An 18784-nucleotide genomic window follows, 5' to 3' on the forward strand; every position below is an offset into this window, starting at 1 on the left:
GTCTGTGGTGTACAGGCAGGGCGTGCTACTGGATAACAAAACAGTGTGAGACACCCCATGGGGGTGATCGGTTTCGACGTCGATAGTTCGGCCAGGGGAAGCGGGCCGAGGATGCAGGGTTATCTCGTTAACGCTCCCTGTAAACCAATAGGTGCCGATTCCAAGCGCACCGACTTCGCCCTCGCCGCCTGAGCGAGCGCATAAAGAAGTCCGTCAGCCTAGGTTTGATTCCGGCCTAGTTCCTGGCGTCATCTAGGAATCTTGCTGCATTGTCATGTCGGGGGGCATTGCGGGACTTTTACTCGACTGGGCCTGTGTTCGGGAACGTGTGCGTGCGTGCCCGAAGGCTGAGAAACACCTAAGCGCACTGCGCCCGGAGAAGTCCTGGTCTTTCATCGGCGGACGCGGGTTCGATTCCCGCCACCTCCACCATTTGTGTGTCTCGCACTGGTTATCTGTGCAAGTGAAGGCCGGGCCCCTGGTGGGGCCCGGCCTTCACTTTATGGGTGGGTTTTAGTTGTTGTCGCCAGCTTGTTCGTTGCCCTGGCGTTCTTCCATTTCTTTGCGTACCTGTTCCATATCCAGGTTGCGGGCCTGGGTGATGAGGTCTTCGAGAGCAGGTGCTGACAGCGCGCCGGCTTGGGAGAAGACTGGGATGCCTTCTTTGACGATCATGATCGTGGGGATGGAGGTGATGTTGGCGGCGGCGGCGATGGATTGTTCGGCCTCGGTGTCGAGCTTGGCGAACGTGATGTCTTCGTGCTTTTCAGATACCTGTTCGAAGATGGGCGCGAACTGGCGGCAGGGGCCGCACCAGGAGGCCCAGAAGTCGATGAGGACGATGTCGGTCGCGGAGATCGTCTGCTCGAAGTTCTGTTCGGTCAGTGCCACTGTGGTCATGGTGGCGGCAACGTCGGGCAGGGGGTGTTTGATTCCTTAGTCGATGAATCTGTCCTTGCGCCGGAAAATGAGACACCGCCCGCTCGCTAGAGCCTGTAGACGTGTCGCGCGCCGTATCCGGGGGAGTTGTGTGATGAGTTAGCCATCAGCAGCTGGGGTGACAGCGGTCGTCGTGCGTAAGACGACTCCGCGAACGTGGAGGTGTGAGTCGTGCAGACCGTGATTGCTTATGCAGGTGGGGGCTCTCTGCGGAGCGTGTGCAGCAGGGGTTGCTTCGGGTGGAGCGAGCCTACGAGAGGAGGTGGGGTGTTCGACCTAAGCCGCGTGCGCGTCACTGTGCAACGTGCGGGCTAGTTGAGTGGTCGCGCTGCCCGTCGACGTTCCGTTGGCCCGCATGGGTGCTGCAAGGGTCGCAGGCTGTGGCCTCGGTAGGCACCCCATTGGGTGTTGAGCGCATCACTCAGAAGGCGCCTGTAGATGCGGCGATCGAGGTGGCGCGGGTTCTGCGCAGTTCTCCTCGCAGGATTTTGGATCTAACTCCTCCGTTCGTCCTCGGATGCATCGATGCTGACGCCGACCGGCTGGACCTTTTTACAGACGCGCTTGGGTGTCGGGCGGCTATTTGAGGTGCGCACTGAGTGGGGATGGGTGTGGAGTAACGGGCCTGTTGCGGCCATCAAGTTCGCTGGGTTGCCGCTGGTGCCAGACCCGCTCGGTTGGTCGCAGATGGCAGTAGCGGATGAACTCTTTGGCGAGGTAACCCCGTTAAGAGGAGTCCGGGCCGTTGGGCCAGCGACGCGGGTGAGTTGGCGGCGCTCACGTCTGACAGTTCACAGCTTGGACACCGTATCGAGTCAGCTCTGGCATGAAGGGGAGCTGGATGACCTGGTGGAGGAGGCAGCCGCGGACCTGAAGGGCGCAGTGGCCTCTATAGGTCGCTGGTTTGATGGCGCCCCGACGGTGGACTTGAGCGGCGGGCGGGACTCCCGTCTGGTCGCGGCTGCGTTCCTCGTTAGCGGAACGGCTATCACGCTTCACAGCCACGATGCCGTCCCGGGAGACCTCGTTATTGCCAAGGAGTTAGTTGGGCTCTTGGGGCGAGAAGTCGAACACCGCATCAAGCACACGGAGTCTGGGGGTACTGGAGCTGTTCAGATGCCCTCTGGAATGGATGCTGCCTATGCCTGGCATGCATACGCCGAAGGGCTGCGCCCTTCATCGTTCTTGCTCCATCGCCCCCCGAACTCTGGATGCTGAGACCAACGTCGTCGTCGGTGGTGTTGGCGGAGAAGCAGCGCACTCCTATTACGGACCCCTCGGGAGAGTGGGCGAGCCCCAAGGGTTGCAAAGTGACCTCCTGAGAGGAATCGAACGCGCATCCCAAGAGGAGGATTTGCTGAAGGCGTGCGCTGATCGGATTGTCCGGCGTCACTGCACTGGCGAGGCAGTCGTGGATCGTTATCGACAAGACGTGTTCATGCACGTTCTGTCAGTTCTTTGGAGGATCAGCCGTTCAGGTGTCCCCAGCTCGGCTGTTCTGGATCATTACTACGTGCTCGAGCGGATGCGCAGGTGGGGCACAATGGGCGAAAGGAATGGTGTTTGTTCGCCCTTGCTGACGCCCAGTTTTCAACGAGCAGCTCTCGCTCTTGCCCCTGGGCAACGCCGTGCAAATATGCTCCATCGCAGGCTTACTGAACGACTGGTCCCTGAGTGGAATGGGGTCCCTTTTTCCCCGGCGAAGTTCCGCACACTTCCCCGCGGCGCGGCGCTCTCACGTAGCGAAGGCGGTCGCAGCGAGCAGACTATGGAGGTATTGCCGGACCACGCGGTTCGGCCGAATGCTTCGGAGGGTGTTTTTCGCCTGATCATTCGGGTACGGGCATCGTCTTCTTTGGGATAGAGTTGGTCACGGATGCCTGTGTTTGTGCAGGAACGATCCGTGTGTCATGTAGTTGCTGACTCCGTATGTGCGTGTGTGCATGGGATGTGGAACATGGCGGACGGTATCGGGAAGAAGTAGGCCAGCAGCACATACGCGGCGGTCCTTTGTGACTGCTGCACTGAGTGGCCTGTCCAGAGATTTCTCGGTTGCCGAGGAATTGGTGTTGTCCGGTTCGTTATGGGTACGGGCGATAGCCACAGACAGGCAATAACGGCCCGCTTGACAGGTTGCTCACCTGAGTCAGCCGGCCGAACAGCATCCGTTCTGCACGCAAACGCAATGTTGTGTCGTGCATACCAGCAGTCGTTCACATGCGCGGACTCCTCGAGCACGTTGCGTCCACGTCCCCGAAGACTGCTCATGAGATCGGTCCGACGAGGGGCCGAGCACGCGACGATGTGACGCGTGCATGTGAAAACGACGTAATGGCTCGTTCTCGACAGCGCATTCGATGTGTGCCCGGGTGAACGCGCCTGCCCGAGAACGAGAAGCGAGAGAGCAGATGCCAGACTTTCAGCAGGAAACCAACTCCGACAGCGGTACTTCTAGCCGTTCTGAACGCCACTCCGGCCCTAAACAGCGCTGGAGCCCAGCCCGCAAGGCGCAAGCCCGTAAAGCAAAAGAAAAACCGTTAAGCCCGCGTGAGCAGCGCCGAGCAGCCGAGTTCGGCAAAGACCGTCGTGATGGTGACCGCGGTGGGTTCCGTGGTGGCAGGGACTTCCGTGATGGCGACCGCGGTGGCTTCCGTGGTGAGCGCGGCGGCTACCAGGGCGGTCGTGGCTTTGACCGGCCTGGTCGTTTCGATGAGGACCGCCGTGATGAGCGTCGCGGGGACCGTGATGACCGTGGCGGATTCCGAGGGAACCGTCGGGACTTCCGTGATGGCGACCGGGGCGGGTTCCGTGGTGAGCGCGGTTTTGACCGTGGCGAGCGGGGCGGTTATCGCGGTGATCGGGACAACCGTCGTGATGGTGACCGCGGTGGGTTCCGTGGTGGCAGGGACTTCCGTGATGGCGACCGCGGTGGCTTCCGTGGTGAGCGCGGCGGCTACCAGGGCGGTCGTGGCTTTGACCGGCCTGGTCGTTTCGATGAGGACCGCCGTGATGAGCGTCGCGGGGACCGTGATGACCGTGGCGGATTCCGAGGGAACCGTCGGGACTTCCGTGATGGCGACCGGGGCGGGTTCCGTGGTGAGCGCGGTTTTGACCGTGGCGAGCGGGGCGGTTATCGCGGTGATCGGGACAACCGTCGTGATGGTGACCGCGGTGGCTTCCGTGGTGAGCGCGGCTTCGACCGCGACAACCACCGCGAAGAGCGCGGCAGCTACCGTCGCAACGACGAACACAAGCACCACGAAAAACGCGAATTCCGTGGACGTGACGAGCAACGCCACACCCACAGCGGCTCCGACTTCGCTCGGGACAAACACCGCCGCCCCCGCTCATACGACCCAGCCCGCATAGAAGAAGCCCCCCGCGAATACGAAGCCGAACGGATGCGCCGCGCCGAACGGCCCCGCCGCGTGGAGATCCCCGAAGACCCAAACCAGGGCTTCCAAGGCCTAGGCGTGCCGATGCCCATCGTTGAGCGCCTCGCCCGGGATGGAATCGCTGAACCATTCCCCATCCAAACCGCCACCATTCCCGACGCCATCGCTGGCCGTGACGTTCTAGGTCGCGGGCGCACCGGCTCGGGAAAAACAATGGCATTCGGGATTCCCGTACTGACCCGCCTGGCAGGACGCAGCAGCGAACCTCGCTGCCCGCGCGCCGTGATCCTTTCGCCCACGCGCGAACTTGCGATGCAAATCGGGGACGCTATCGGCCCGCTCGCTAAAGAGATGAACCTGCGTCACAAACTCGTCGCTGGCGGCATGCCCTACGAACCTCAAATCAACGCCCTCGAGCGCGGCGTAGACATCCTGGTGGCCACCCCCGGTCGTATCAACGACCTCGTCGAGCGCGGCGCCGCCTGTCTAGACAACGTGGAAATTTTCGTCCTTGACGAAGCAGATCTGATGGCCGACATGGGATTCCTCCCCGACATCACCACCCTGCTCGAGGCAATCCCCGAAACCGGTCAGCGTCTGTTGTTCTCCGCAACCCTCGACAAAGGTATCGACGACGTCGTCGAAAAATACCTCCACGACCCGGTCGTGCACTCCACCGACGAAGCAAAAGCCTCCGTCGCGACGATGTCACACCACATCTTCCTCGTGGACCCCAAGTACAAGAAACCCATCACTGGTGACATCGCTAACCGTCCAGGCCGCACCGTGGTGTTCGTCCGCACCAAGCTCGGCGCCGACCGTGTTGCCATGCAGCTACGTGAGCAAGGCGTGTTCGCAGCTGCCCTGCACGGTGGCCTCAACCAAGGCATGCGAACCCGCATTCTGGCCGCCTTCAAAGACGGCACCCTCCCAGTGCTAGTCGCTACCGATGTCGCATCCCGTGGTATCCACGTCGATGACGTCTCAGCAGTGCTGCAGGTCGACCCACCCCGTGACCACAAGGACTACCTACACCGCGCAGGCCGCACCGCACGCGCCGGCTCCAACGGTGTTGTTGTCACCCTGGCGTTGCCGCACCAGCGCAAACTGATGAAGCGCATCGCCAACGACGCTGGCCTTGAGGTAGAACCGCAGAAAGTCGACCTCGGTCACCGTGAAATCATCGAAACCACAGGTGCATCACGCCCCAGCGGTGAACCGATTTCCGAAGAATGCCTCCGCGCCATCACCGACCCGCCCCGCCGCCCCCGCGGCGGCTTCAAAGGCGGACGCGGCGGCTTCAAAGGTGGTCGCGGACACGGCCGCGGCGGACACGACCGTCCCCGTCGCCGCTACGAGGACTGAGAACTTCACACACTGACTGCAATTGCAGGTGGGGCCCAACCGATCAATCGGTTGGGCCCCACCTGCAATTGCAGTCAATCACCGCAGCTATGGCTGTGCATTCACACCAGGAAGTGAATGCACACACGTAGTGATCAACCGTGCCGCTGTCCTGGCAGTGCGCCCATCAATATCCAGCCGCGGACACAGCTCCACAACATCAAGCACAACCAACTTGCCCGTAGCCGCTACCCGACGACACAACGCCTCAACTACCTCCACCGGCACACCAAACCCCGCAGGTGCGCTCACCCCCGGCGCAACAGCAGCAGGAAGCACATCCAAATCAATCGATAAATGAATAGCATCAACACGGGCAGCAAGCTCATCTACCAGCTGCTCCAGCGCAGGAAGATGTGCAACCCCCGCCGCGGTGTCCAGCACATACCGCACCCCCAACGCATCAGCAGTATCGAAAAGAACCCGCGTATTCGAGGCCTGCGCAATCCCCACCACCGTGTAATCAAACACACGACCAGCGGCGGCATCAGCAGCTGCCATCTGCAAAAACGGTGTACCCGACGTAGGCCGATCAGCCTGACGAAGATCGAAATGAGCGTCAAGATTCAGCACTCCCACTCGAGCGCCACCCCACCGCGAAGACTCAACCCGCCCTACGTAGCTACCCCACGCCGTCTCATGGCCGCCACCGAGCACCACCACCAAACGATGCGATTCCACAAGGTCAGCTACCCGCTGACCCAACGCGGCCTGGCCAGACTCCAAATCCTCACCCACAACCGCGACAGTGCCGCCATCAAACAACGGCACCTGCGTATGCACCGCCATGGGCGCTAACGCAGCCCGCAACGCATCAGGCGCGGCAGCAGCACCAACCCGGCCACCATTACGACGCACCCCCTCATCACTAGCGAACCCCACCAGCGCAACCCCACCAGCATCAGCAGAGGGCATCGAGGCAGAACATACCCGCTGATGCCACCGCCAATGTTCGCGGCCATGCCCATCAAACCGCCCCTGCCACACCGACGCCCCCGCCTCGCTATCGCTCATGCGCTCGACTCTAAAACCACACGCTGCGGTTGTCTTGCAGACGCAACGGTCAATGCCCCGCTCACACAACACCCCACCCAGGTGTCTGGTATCCCAGACACAAACTGCCCCATCTGCGCTGACCCGACTGCGCCCGAAGCGTTCTCATGGTGACCAGATCCATACGCAGACGAAGGAGTCACCGGATATGGCACTGCCCGGAGCACGCGAAGTCCGCGCCCCACGCGGACCCGGCATCACCGCAAAAAGCTGGCAAACCGAAGCACCCCTACGCATGCTCTGCAACAACCTCGACCCCGAAGTCGCCGAACGCCCCGACGACCTCGTCGTCTACGGAGGCACCGGACGCGCCGCCCGCTCCTGGGAAGCCTTCGACTCCATCATCGCCACCCTCACCGACCTCGAAGACGACGAAACCCTCCTCATCCAATCCGGCAAACCCGTCGGTGTATTCCGCACCAACACCTGGGCGCCACGCGTACTCATCGCCAACTCCAACCTCGTCGGCGACTGGGCAACCTGGCCCGAATTCCGCCGCCTCGAAGCCGAAGGCCTCATGATGTACGGCCAAATGACCGCCGGATCCTGGATCTACATCGCCACCCAAGGCATCCTCCAAGGCACCTTCGAAACATTCGCTGCCGTAGCCAAAAAACGCTTCAACGGAACCCTCGCCGGCACCATCACCCTCACCGCAGGCTGCGGAGGCATGGGCGGAGCCCAACCCCTAGCCGTCACCCTCAACGGCGGCGTAGCCATCGTTGTTGACGTCGACCGCACGCGGCTCCAACGCCGCGTCTCCAAGCGATACCTCGACCTCATCGCCGACTCCCTCGAAGAAGCCATCACCAAAGCCAACGCCGCCAAAAACGACAAAAAAGCCCTCTCTATTGGCCTCGAAGGCAACGCCGCCGACATATTCCCCGAACTACTCGAACGCCACAAAAACGGACAAATCCACATCGACGTCGTCACCGACCAAACCAGCGCCCACGACCCCCTGTCCTACCTACCCAGCGAAATCCCCATCGACGAATGGGCAGATGAAGCAACAGCCGACCCCATCGAATTCACCAAAAAAGCCGAAGAATCCATGGCCCGACACGTCCAAGCCATGGTCGAATTCCAAGACACCGGCGCAGAAGTCTTCGACTACGGCAACTCCATCCGCGACGAAGCCCGCAAAGCCGGATACACCCGCGCATTCGAATTCCCCGGATTCGTTCCCGCATACATCCGCCCCCTCTTCTGCGAAGGCCTCGGCCCCTTCCGATGGGTTGCCCTCTCCGGAGACCCCGAAGACATCAAAGTCACCGACGACGCCCTCAAAGAACTCTTCCCCCACAACGAACACCTCCACCGATGGCTCGACGCCGCCGAAGAATTCGTCGAATTCGAAGGCCTACCCGCCCGCATCTGCTGGCTCGGATACGGCGAACGAGACAAAGCCGGAAAACTCTTCAACGACCTCGTCCGCGACGGCAAAGTCAAAGCCCCCATCGTCATCGGCCGCGACCACCTCGACTCCGGCTCCGTAGCCTCCCCCTACCGCGAAACCGAAGGCATGAAAGACGGCTCCGACGCCATCGCTGACTGGCCACTGCTGAACGCCCTCACCGCCACAAGCTCCGGAGCCACCTGGGTCTCCATCCACCACGGCGGCGGCGTCGGCATCGGACGCTCCATCCACGCAGGCCAAGTAGGTGTCGCAGACGGCACAGACCTCGCCGCAGAAAAACTCACCCGCCTACTGCTCAACGACCCAGGCATGGGAGTGATCCGCCACGCCGACGCTGGATACGAACGCGCACAACACGTAGCCGACGAACGCGGCGTGCGCATCCCCATGCGCGAACACAGCAAAAGAGGCGACGCGTGAGCGAACTCATCACCGGCATCACCGAACTGCTCACCAACAACCCTGACCGCCCCCGCATCACCGATGCCGCCATCGTCATCGACGGCGAACGCATCGCATGGGTCGGCCACGCCAACGCAGCCCCAGCCACAGACTCACGCACCGACGTAGCCGGACGCGCCGTCCTACCCGGATGGGTCGACTCCCACAGCCACCTCGTCTTCGCAGGCGACCGCTCCGCCGAATTCGAAGCCCGCATGGCCGGAGAACCATATGCAGCCGGAGGAATCGGCGTCACCACCGCAGCAACCCGCGCCGCCAGCGACGAGGAACTCACCCGCCTCGTGACACAGCGCATAGCCGAAGCCCACGCTGGCGGAACCACCTACCTAGAAACCAAAACCGGATACGGCCTCGACGTGGAACAAGAAGCCCGCGCCGCACGCATCGCCGCCAACGCCGTCGACGAAGTAACGTACCTAGGCGCCCACCTGATCCCCCCAGGACCTGACGGGCACCCCATGGACGCCGACACGTACATCGACCTCGTCACCGGCCCGATGCTCCACGCAGTACGGCCATACGTGCAATGGGCCGACGTGTTCTGCGAAGAGGGCGCCTTCACCGTTGAACAATCACGCCACATCCTCACCGCCTGCAAAAACGCCGGACTCGGGCTACGCGTACACGGAAACCAAATCGGCCATTCCGGGGGAGTGGCCCTGGCAGTCGAGATGGGCGCAGCTAGCGTCGACCACTGCAACCACCTCGACGACAACGACATCAACGCCCTAGCCGCAACAGAAACAGTCGCCACCGCGCTACCAGCGTGCGACCTATCCACCCGAGCGCCCCTGGTGCCAGCACGACGACTCCTCGACGCCGGGGTAACGATGGCCATCGCCACCAACTGCAACCCCGGCACCAGCTACACCAGCTCAATGAACTTCTGCGTCGGCATCGCCGTGCTGCAAATGGGCATGACCATACTCGAAGCAGTCCGCGCCGCAACCTGGGGCGGAGCCCGAGCGCTCCGCCGCGAAACCGGCACCGACACCCGCCCAGCCATCGGCTCAATCATTCCCGGAGCACGCGCAGACCTGCACGTCCTCGACGCCCCAGCGGCCATCCACCTGGCCTACCGGCCCGGAATGCCCCTCACCTGGGGTGTCTGGCGTGCCGGAGCCCGTGTGCACAGCAACCGCTGACCCCACAAACCCTTCCCGCACTGGGCCCTTGACCCACGAAAGGTTCCACATGACACGTCATCAGACCGACGCAGTAACCGTTTCCACTCACGCACTGCGCACGAGCGATGTCATCGCCGTAGCCCGCCACGGCGCCCACATCACCCTCAGTGAAGACAGCATCACCAAAGTCACCACCGTTCGGGCACACATCGATGCACTTGCCTCCTCCTCCACCCCCGTCTACGGCATCTCCACCGGCTTTGGGGCCCTGGCAACCGAACACATCCCCGTCGACAAACGCACCAAACTGCAACAGTCCCTCGTGCGTTCCCACGCCGCAGGCATCGGCCCAGAAGTAGAAAAAGAAGTAGTACGAGCACTCATGCTGCTCCGCCTCAAAACACTGGCCTCCGGGCACACCGGCGTACGCCCAGAAACCATGACCACCCTGGCTGCCCTTCTCAACGCCGGAATCACACCCATCGTCCACGAATTTGGGTCACTAGGCTGCTCCGGAGACCTGGCACCCCTAGCCCACTGTGCCCTGGTACTCATGGGGGAGGGGCGCGCCACCGGCCCCGACGGGATCGAACGGCCCGTCCCTGAACTGCTCAGCGACGCCGGAATCACACCCATCGTTCTCGCCGAAAAAGAAGGCCTTGCCCTCATCAACGGCACCGACGGGATGCTCGGGCAACTCATTCTCGCCCTTGAAGACCTCCGCACCCTCGTCGATATCGCCGACGTCACCGCAGCACTATCTGTAGAAGCCCTCGGCGGCACCGACCAAGTATTCCTTCCCGAACTGCACCTGCCTCTGCGCCCCCATCTAGGCCAATCCGTATCCGCCGACAGAATGCTGCGCACCCTGGCCGTATCCAGAATCGTGAACCACAACAGAAACAACGAAATCCGAGTACAAGACGCGTACTCACTGCGCTGCGCCCCACAAGTGTCCGGATCCCTGCGAGACACCCTCACCTACGCCACCAGTGTCGCTGAACGCGAACTCGCCGCCGCCATCGACAACCCTGTCGTTCTGGACGACGGACGGGTGCTGTCCAACGGCAACTTCCACGGCGCCCCCATCGCGCACGTCCTGGACTTCATCGCTATCCCCGTCGCCGACCTGGCCTCTATGGCTGAACGCCGCACCGACCGAATGCTCGACGTCAAACGCAGCCATGGGCTGCCCCCGTTCCTTGCTGATGACCCAGGAACAGACTCCGGGTTGATGATCGCCCAATACACCCAAGCCGGCATCGTCTCAGAACTCAAACGCCTGGCCAACCCCGCATCAGTGGACTCCATTCCCAGCTCAGCGATGCAAGAAGACCACGTCTCCATGGGGTGGCACGGTGCCCGCAAACTGCGCAAAGCCGTCGAAGGGCTCCGCCGGGTGCTCAGTATCGAGCTCGTCGCGGCAACCCGTGCCATACAACTACGAGCCCCTCTTGAACCTGGCCCCGTTGCCCGCGCCATCATCGAGGCCCTCCCCGCGCAGATCGAGGCTCCCGGGCCCGACAGCTTCATGACCCCACAGCTACAAGCCGCGGAGGAAATGCTCACTGACGGAACATTCACCACCATCGTGGCAGCCGCACTCGGAGACTAAAAGCGCACGAACATCTCACATAGTCACAGCGATTCCTGCGATCAACTTTTCACAAAGGCCTCACGGATCGAAGATGGTCTAGTGAGATCCACCATTGGAAAGCTCCTAGTCGCCACCCCGACGATGGAAGGTGACATTTTTCAACGTTCGGTCGTGTTCGTGCTTCATCACGACGCTGACGGGGCGCACGGGGTTGTGCTGAACAAACCTCTCGAAACTGACCTGACCCCTGTGCTCCCCGATTGGCAGCCCTACGTCAGTGAGCCTGCCCAACTGTTCCAAGGCGGACCTGTCGGTCTGGACAGCGCTATGGGGTTGGCTTCTGTGCCAGGGCAAACACAGACCGCTGGTGTGGTGTCTTTGTTCGGGTCGATTGGCGTGGTCGATCTCGACCACGCCCCGGAGGTGTTGGCGCAGCACGTAGCTTCCTTGCGGGTGTTCGCTGGCTACGCAGGATGGTCAGCAGGGCAGCTTGAAGAAGAACTCAGCGCAGATGCGTGGTACGTCGTCGAAGCCGAAGTCGGTGACGTGTTCACCCCGTGCCCCGAGGAGCTATGGCAGTCAGTGCTGGCTCGCCAGCGCGGGCGGTTGTCCTGGGTGGCGAGGTTCCCTGACGACCCAACGATGAACTGAAGTGACGCCCCTGCGCAGGGGCGTCACGTGCCTCAAAGCAGCCCTGCCTCGCTGGCTCGCCTATACGTTGCTACGCGGGCAGATTCGATACGTCGACGATTCAGCGCGGCGGGGAAAAGGTTGAAGTGGGGACGGGTAACTACCTGTCCGCCAGCACTCAGCGCACCCCCCAACGAGCGTCCGCGCAACCCACGCTCCTCACCCGCGGCAAGAACCCGGTTGAGCAGGTCATAGCGATCCAACGCAGGCTCAGGGCCATCATCAGCGCCATCAGCATGGGAGGCGAACCCGTCGTGGAACAACACGATGGCGCCTCGCTCTAGCGAGCTAGTGGCTTTCGCGACACGGGTGTCATTGTCGACAAACGGGTTCCAATCGTGGCTGGTGCTGCTCCACAACACAGAAGTCATCCCAGCTGAAGTGATCTCACGCCAGGCGGCAATAGTTTGATCACCGTACGGCGGGCGGTACCAGCGCACCTGCTGCCCCAAAACATCTTCCAGGTCTGCTTTAGCCACTCGCAGGTTCTCGCGGATCTGCTGCGGATCCAACAATGAAAGATGCTGGTGATCCAACCCATGCAGGCCGATCTCATGGCCAGCAGCCACAACCTCACGCAACAACCCCGGGTCATTGCGCACCGATGTCGACAACACAAAAAACGTGCCGGTGGCGTCATGCTCAGCCAACGCCCGCAGGATCTGCGGAGTGCGTTCAGCGGTAGGGCCATCATCAAAAGTAGGAACCCAGTGGCCCTGGTCTGTGCGAAGCGAACTGACAGAGCCAATGGAGTCCGGTGCGTGTTCAAGCACCTTCATAACTGCCAGTTTCGCGGTATGGACCAGGTCGCTCATAGAATGCCTTCCCCGTTTGTGTATGCACTTGAGTGTAGGGGCGTGGCTATGCAGGAGCAGCGGGCGTGGTACCAGTCGCGGCATACTTGATGGTTATGAGTACTCCGTCGACACCCGAACCCATCCGGCCTCAGGAGATGCCGAGCAGGGGCACCTCGACCTCCACCCTGGAACGCACACAGGCCGAGCCCGACTACCGCCTCGACGATGGCGATCACGAACGATTCGCCCACTACGTACGCAAAGAAAAAATCACCTCCTCCGCCGTCACAGGCGAGCCAGTCATCGCGCTATGCGGCAAAGTGTGGGTTCCCGGGCGCGACCCGAACCGGTTCCCCGTATGCCCCATGTGCAAAGAAATCTACGAAGGCCTGCGCGACCCGCAAGACGGCGGAGACAACCCCAAAGAGTGAGGTAGCCCGGGAAGGAACCCCGGCTACCTAACCCAGCCCGCAGCCACGCCCCACACGGGTGCCTTTCATGCGCAACCCTTCGACGGACAACGAGGCGTGGACGGCGGGCTGAAGTGAGGTGGTCGGGATACAGTCAGGTCCGATATGAGTACTTCTGCCGCATCGCATTTGTCTCCGTCCTTCCCAGCGAAGGCTGCTTGGGGTACCGCCACGAAATTGCGGGCATGGCAGGCCGAAGCGTTAGCGAAGTACCTGGAGAACTCCCCACGTGACTTCCTCGCTGTCGCTACCCCCGGCGCCGGTAAAACCACGTTCGCTTTGCGTATCGCCACCGAGCTTCTCGCCCGTGGCGAAGTAGAGCGAGTCATCGTTGTCGCCCCAACCGAACACCTCAAAACCCAATGGGCCGACGCTGCCGCACGCGTCGGCGTGCAAATCAACCCCACCTACAGCAACTCCGGCGCAGCCCTCAGCAAGGACTACATCGGCGTGGCCGTCACATACGCCGGAGTGGCCAGCCGACCCACCGTCTACGAACAGATCGTGCAACGGCACCGCACCCTGGTCATCATGGACGAGGTTCACCACGGCGGAGACGCTCTGGCCTGGGGGGACGCGATGCGAGAAGCGTTCACCGGCGCCACCCGACGGCTCTGCCTGACCGGAACCCCGTTCCGCAGCGACACCAGCCCTATCCCCTTCGTCAGATACGCCCCCGACAGCGAAGGCATCCGCAGATCAGAGGCCGACTACACATACGGATACGCCGACGCCCTGCGTGATGGCGTTGTGCGTCCAGTGCTCTTCCTCGCCTACGGCGGAGCCATGCGATGGCGCACCAGCGCAGGCGACGAAATCGCTGCCCAACTCGGAGAACCAGCCACCAAAGACGTCATCAAACACGCTTGGCGCACCGCCCTAGACCCCAAAGGCGAATGGATCCCCTCCGTACTGCGCGCCGCCGATAAACGCCTCTCCGAAGTGCGTAGGCACGTCCCCGACGCCGGTGGTCTGGTAATCGCCTCCAACCAGACCAAAGCACGCGCCTACGCCAAAGTGCTCACCGAAATGACAGGAGTCAGCCCCACCGTCGTGCTATCCGACGACGGCACAGCAGGTAAAAAAATCGAAGCATTCGCCGCCAGCGACGACCGGTGGATGGTCGCAGTCCGGATGGTCTCCGAAGGTGTTGACGTGCCCCGCCTGGCCGTAGGGGTCTACGCCACCAGCACCTCCACGCCGTTGTACTTTGCCCAGGCCGTGGGACGGTTCGTGCGAGCACGGCGCCGCGGGGAAACAGCCAGTGTCTTCCTGCCCACAGTGCCCGTTCTGCTTAGCCACGCCGCCAGCATGGAAGCCCAACGCGACCACGCCCTAGACCGCCCCCAGAAAGAAGGGCGCGACGAAATCTGGCAAGAAGATTCCCTCATCGAGGCAGCCAACCGCACAGAAAAAACAGTTGACTTCGACGCCCCGAAATTCGAAGCCCTCGAATCCGATGCCCACCTGGACCACGTCCTCTTCGATGCCGAACAGTTCGGCATGGGAGGAGTAGTCGGCTCCGAAGATGAAGCCGACTACCTAGGGCTCCCTGGCCTACTCGAACCCGACCAAGTCTCTCAACTGCTACGACAACGACAAACCGCCCAACTCAAACGCTCCAGCAAACGCGCATCACGAGACAAAGCACAACAACGCGACGAACCCCTCGCCGCGCACCGTGCACTGACCGCCCACCGCAAAGAACTGAACTCCCTCGTGGCGGCATACGCCCGCAAAACAGGCAAAGCCCACGCCCAAATCCACCTCGACCTGCGCAGCACCTGCGGAGGGCCAGCCGTGGACGAAGCCACCGCAGAACAAGTGCAAGCCCGCATCAACAAAATCCGTAACTGGTTCGTAGGACGCCGCTGAACTACGCACGCCGCGCGCCGACCCAAAGAGTTCGGCGGATCAGCGCGCGGCGAACTCAGCAGTGGAGATCAAATCAATGCCGTTGCGCATGGAAAACTTGCCTCATGGATGCGCGCCCTTCCGGCTGGTACGACGACCCCGACGACCCCGAGCTGCTCCGCTACTGGGACGGAGTCCTATGGACTGAACACACAGCGCTTCGCCGCCCACCACAAAACCGCACCGACCAACCCCCAGCCACACCAAACCCCACCCCCACACCAGTGGTTCAACCCGCCGTAACACCCCTGACCCCACCAGGGGGAAACGGCATGCTCACCGCCAGCGGAGCATGGCGCGGCATGGGAATCATCGCCGCCGACGGGCACGAACTCGCCCACTGGTGGCGCCGAGCAGTGGGTTACATCATCGACGTTTTTGTTCTCGCCGCCATCGCGCTGCCCTTCCTCTACGCCCCCATCTCCGCAGCCCTACCGCAACTGCAGGCATGGATTGAGCGCACCGTAGCCGTAGCTCAACAAGGTGGCACCACCCCGCCAGAAATGCCCCAAGAGCTCCTCTCGGCGCTAGCTAACGCTAGTTTGATGCTCGTCCTCATCAGACTCACCTACGAAGTCGTCACCGTGCATCAATGGGGTGGCGGCGTCGGCAAACTGCTCCTAGGGCTACGGGTACGCGGATACGGCCACACAGGCACCCTCGGATGGGCCCCAGCATTACGCCGAGCCGTCATCAAAAACATCTACAGCATGGTTGGCGGCCTGCCCCTGCTGGGGGCATTAGCTCTCGGATTCCAAGTAGCCAGTTTCGCCTGGCCTCTCTGGGATAAACAACGCCAGGCACTACACGACAAAATCGCCACTACCGAGGTCATACGCATCACTCGCGGCACGCAACAGTGGTGACCAACGCTGTGAGTCAGGCTCCTCCTGCCAGAACACCAGGCAGGAGGAGCCTGACTCACAGCAGGAACACACCTCAGCCAGGAATGTCACCAACGATCCGCACCGTCTGATCACCCTCGACCCACATCGTCGGAATGACCGGCGAGCCCTTAGACAACCGCAACGCCTTACTTGGCAACTCCGCCAACGCAGCCAAACGCCGCTGGCGTGCCGCATGCGGATCATCCTGCGCCACGATCTGGCCCTGCTGAACCAACGGAACCAACAGCAGTCGATCATTCGACCCCATAGCGGGAGCCTCGCCGATACCAATCACCTCGGCCTCAGCAATACCATCAGCACCCAACCGCCGCGCTGCGACCTTACGGCCACCCACTGAATCCTTCGCGACGCTCCGCTTGGCCACATTCACCATCGTCCCCGTCGAGTTCTCATGCGCGACAAGCTTGTACACCAGCCCCGCAGTGGGGGCTCCCGAACCGGTTACAAGCTGCGTCCCCACGCCATACACATCCACAGGCGCAGCCGCCAACGCAGCAATCGCATACTCATCCAAATCCGAGGTCACAACAATGCGTGTCTGAGTAGCCCCCAACTCATCAAGCTGGGCACGCACCTCACGCGCCTGAGTCACCAAATCACCCGAATCGATCCGAACCCCACCCAATTCAGGCCCAGCGATACGCACTGCCGTCTCCACAGCACGACGCACATCGTAGGTATCGACCAAAAGCGTGGTCCCCTTGCCCATGCTCGCCACCTGCGCCGCGAACGCTTCCTCTTCGGAGTCATGCAGCAACGCAAACGAATGCGCACTCGTCCCCGCAGTAGGGATGCCGTGCCTACGGCCAGCCTCCAAATCACTTGTCGTGTTGAAACCACAGATATACGCCGCACGCGAGGCCGCCACCGCCGCCTGCTCATGCGTACGCCGAGCCCCCATCTCGATCAAAGGCCGTGACCCGGCAGCCGTAGCCATCCGCGAAGCCGCACCAGCCACCGCGCAATCGAAGTTGTAGATCGACAGCGCCACCGTCTCAAGCAGCACCGCCTCAGCGAACGTGCTCTCCACAATGAGCAACGGAGAACCAGGGAAAAACACTTCACCCTCGGGGTAACCCCAAATATCACCTGAGAAACGGAAATTCGCGAGGAACTCCAAGGTGTCCGCATCCACCACCTTGTTCTCCCGCAGGAATGACAACTCCTCATCCCCGAAACGGAAGTTCTGCAAAGCATTCAATAAACGCCCAGTCCCAGCTACGACGCCGTATCGACGCCCCTCTGGAAGGCGGCGCCCGAAAAGCTCGAACACACTCCGACGGTGCGCCGCCCCTGAACGGAGCGCAGCCTGCACCATCGTCAACTCGTAATGGTCTGTCAACAACGCCGTACTGATCACAGCCGACACCCTAGGCGCTTCCTCGAAGAAGAAGTGACGCCCGTAGTGCGTTCCACACAGGCCACAGTGAAGAAAACTCCATCACTACCTCAGCGAAGTGGCGTGATCTATCACGCTTCACTGCGTTCTACCCTGTTTCTACAACCACACCACCACACGCCTCCTACACCACACCCCGACCGTTGAGGACACCATGACGCCCACACAACACCCCGAGGTGATGAGCACCGCACCCACGGGCCCATCCGAGGGCACAGCCACCCTCGAACTACCTGAGATGGATCAACTCCCAGACACCCCATGGATCACGCTGGTGTGGAACGATCCAGTGAACCTCATGTCATACGTGACATACGTGTTCCAGACCTACTTTGGCTACAGCAAAGACAAAGCAACCGCCCTCATGCTGGACGTACACCACAAAGGCCGCGCCGTGGTTGCAACCGGACCCCGCGAACAAATGGAACGCCACGTCGAAGCGCTACAGAGCTACGGCCTATGGGCCACATTCCAGAAAGACGAATGATGAACTACGGATTCACTCGCGACGGCGACCGCTTTGTCGCAGACCTCGACGACGAAGAACGCGAAATCATCGTCGGCCTCATCGAACAAACCACCGAACTCCTGGAACAGGCCGCACCGGCCGAGCCCGAAGACCATCACCCGGACAGCGGGGAAACCACCGGCGACGTGGGAGGTGAATTCGAACGCATGATGACCGCCGCCGGGTTGGGGCCAACCAACCAGGACCCCAGCAGCAACCCTCCAACCACAGGGTTCATCAACGAGAACGCTCTGGCCGCCGACCCTGCCCTCGGACGCCTCCTACCTGATGCTCACCACGACGACCCACTCGCCGCAGCCGAATTCCGTGCCTGGTCTGGCGACACCGTCCGCCGCACCAAACTGAACCGCCTTCACGCCGCCGCAGACGCTCTCCGTCCCGACGGAACCCCCCTGAACATCGACGAAGACACAGCCGTCACCGTACTCATCGCCCTCACCGACCTTCGACTGGTCTTAGCTGAACGTCTAGGGCTCCACGACGAAGAGGACGTTGACCGACTCGAACAAGCAATCCAAGACGGCCAGATGAACGACGCCACAGCGCTGATCCTCACCTACGACTTCCTCACCTGGCTGCAAGAAACCCTCGCCAGCTCACTAACCTGACCCAGCAATCCGGCACAGCCCTAGCCGACTCTGCAAATAGGTGGTAGTCACCCACGAGCGCATATATTCACC

At 61.8% G+C, this 18784-nt stretch carries 15 protein-coding genes and 1 other RNA gene; 12 read left to right on the forward strand and 4 right to left on the reverse strand.

The window, feature by feature from the left end:
• The first annotated feature begins 59 nt into the window (after nt 1-59).
• Nucleotides 60-432: a transfer-messenger RNA gene (gene ssrA / locus CKV89_RS06495) on the forward strand.
• Between the two features lie 81 nt (nt 433-513).
• Here ssrA and trxA read toward each other — a convergent pair.
• Nucleotides 514-900 carry a thioredoxin gene (trxA, locus tag CKV89_RS06500; RefSeq protein ID WP_028327901.1) on the reverse strand — a complete coding sequence of 129 codons (387 nt, stop codon included), beginning with the start codon at nt 898-900 and terminating at the stop codon, nt 514-516.
• Between the two features lie 419 nt (nt 901-1319).
• On the opposite strand from trxA, the gene CKV89_RS11835 reads away from it, so the two are divergent.
• Together CKV89_RS11835 and CKV89_RS06510 are read left to right on the forward strand one after the other, a co-directional pair.
• Nucleotides 1320-1526, forward strand: a complete 207-nt coding sequence (locus CKV89_RS11835; RefSeq protein ID WP_154657713.1) for a hypothetical protein — start codon at nt 1320-1322, stop codon at nt 1524-1526.
• Between the two features lie 1821 nt (nt 1527-3347).
• Complete coding sequence (locus CKV89_RS06510) at nt 3348-5699, forward strand: DEAD/DEAH box helicase (protein WP_095068502.1); 2352 nt, start codon at nt 3348-3350, stop codon at nt 5697-5699.
• A gap of 87 nt (nt 5700-5786) precedes the next feature.
• Here CKV89_RS06510 and hutG read toward each other — a convergent pair whose 3' ends face one another.
• Nucleotides 5787-6752, reverse strand: coding sequence for a formimidoylglutamase (gene hutG / locus CKV89_RS06515; protein WP_084441406.1), 966 nt, complete (start codon nt 6750-6752; stop codon nt 5787-5789).
• 187 nt (nt 6753-6939) lie between these two features.
• On the opposite strand from hutG, the gene hutU reads away from it, so the two are divergent.
• From hutU to CKV89_RS06535, 4 genes are all read left to right on the forward strand, one after another.
• Nucleotides 6940-8631, forward strand: coding sequence for a urocanate hydratase (hutU, locus tag CKV89_RS06520; RefSeq protein WP_034401638.1), 1692 nt, complete (start codon nt 6940-6942; stop codon nt 8629-8631).
• Complete coding sequence (gene hutI / locus CKV89_RS06525) at nt 8628-9818, forward strand: imidazolonepropionase (RefSeq protein WP_028327895.1); 1191 nt, start codon at nt 8628-8630, stop codon at nt 9816-9818. Before hutU ends, hutI begins: the two co-directional genes overlap by 4 nt.
• A 49-nt stretch (nt 9819-9867) precedes the next feature.
• Nucleotides 9868-11415, forward strand: a complete 1548-nt coding sequence (hutH, locus tag CKV89_RS06530; protein WP_028327894.1) for a histidine ammonia-lyase — start codon at nt 9868-9870, stop codon at nt 11413-11415.
• 81 nt (nt 11416-11496) lie between these two features.
• Entirely contained in the window at nt 11497-12048 is a 552-nt protein-coding gene (locus tag CKV89_RS06535) for a YqgE/AlgH family protein (RefSeq protein WP_028327893.1), read from the forward strand.
• Nucleotides 12049-12080: 32 nt separating this feature from the next.
• On the opposite strand, the gene CKV89_RS06540 is transcribed toward CKV89_RS06535, so the two are convergent.
• Nucleotides 12081-12902: a polysaccharide deacetylase family protein gene (locus CKV89_RS06540; RefSeq protein ID WP_051277744.1), complete on the reverse strand. Its 822-nt coding sequence runs from the start codon at nt 12900-12902 to the stop codon at nt 12081-12083.
• Between the two features lie 95 nt (nt 12903-12997).
• On the opposite strand from CKV89_RS06540, the gene CKV89_RS06545 reads away from it, so the two are divergent.
• The 3 genes from CKV89_RS06545 to CKV89_RS06555 all read left to right on the forward strand — a co-directional run bounded on the left by CKV89_RS06545 (nt 12998) and on the right by CKV89_RS06555 (nt 16134).
• Nucleotides 12998-13315 carry a DUF3039 domain-containing protein gene (locus CKV89_RS06545; RefSeq protein ID WP_028327892.1) on the forward strand — a complete coding sequence of 106 codons (318 nt, stop codon included), beginning with the start codon at nt 12998-13000 and terminating at the stop codon, nt 13313-13315.
• Nucleotides 13316-13459: 144 nt separating this feature from the next.
• Nucleotides 13460-15229 carry a DEAD/DEAH box helicase gene (locus tag CKV89_RS06550; RefSeq protein WP_028327891.1) on the forward strand — a complete coding sequence of 590 codons (1770 nt, stop codon included), beginning with the start codon at nt 13460-13462 and terminating at the stop codon, nt 15227-15229.
• Between the two features lie 104 nt (nt 15230-15333).
• Nucleotides 15334-16134 carry an RDD family protein gene (locus CKV89_RS06555; protein WP_034401634.1) on the forward strand — a complete coding sequence of 267 codons (801 nt, stop codon included), beginning with the start codon at nt 15334-15336 and terminating at the stop codon, nt 16132-16134.
• A 73-nt stretch (nt 16135-16207) separates the two neighbouring features.
• Here CKV89_RS06555 and CKV89_RS06560 read toward each other — a convergent pair whose 3' ends face one another.
• The gene (locus CKV89_RS06560; protein ID WP_231935487.1) at nt 16208-17494 is read right to left on the reverse strand and encodes a nicotinate phosphoribosyltransferase; all 1287 of its coding nucleotides are present in this window, start codon (nt 17492-17494) and stop codon (nt 16208-16210) included.
• Nucleotides 17495-17756: 262 nt separating this feature from the next.
• On the opposite strand from CKV89_RS06560, the gene clpS reads away from it, so the two are divergent.
• Together clpS and CKV89_RS06570 are read left to right on the forward strand one after the other, a co-directional pair.
• Nucleotides 17757-18062 carry an ATP-dependent Clp protease adapter ClpS gene (clpS, locus tag CKV89_RS06565; RefSeq protein WP_028327890.1) on the forward strand — a complete coding sequence of 102 codons (306 nt, stop codon included), beginning with the start codon at nt 17757-17759 and terminating at the stop codon, nt 18060-18062.
• Complete coding sequence (locus CKV89_RS06570) at nt 18059-18712, forward strand: DUF2017 family protein (RefSeq protein ID WP_051277741.1); 654 nt, start codon at nt 18059-18061, stop codon at nt 18710-18712. The genes clpS and CKV89_RS06570 overlap by 4 nt, the downstream gene beginning before the upstream one ends.
• The last annotated feature ends 72 nt before the right edge of the window (nt 18713-18784 follow it).

The sequence above is a fragment of the Dermatophilus congolensis genome (assembly GCF_900187045.1).
GTDB lineage: Bacteria > Actinomycetota > Actinomycetes > Actinomycetales > Dermatophilaceae > Dermatophilus > Dermatophilus congolensis.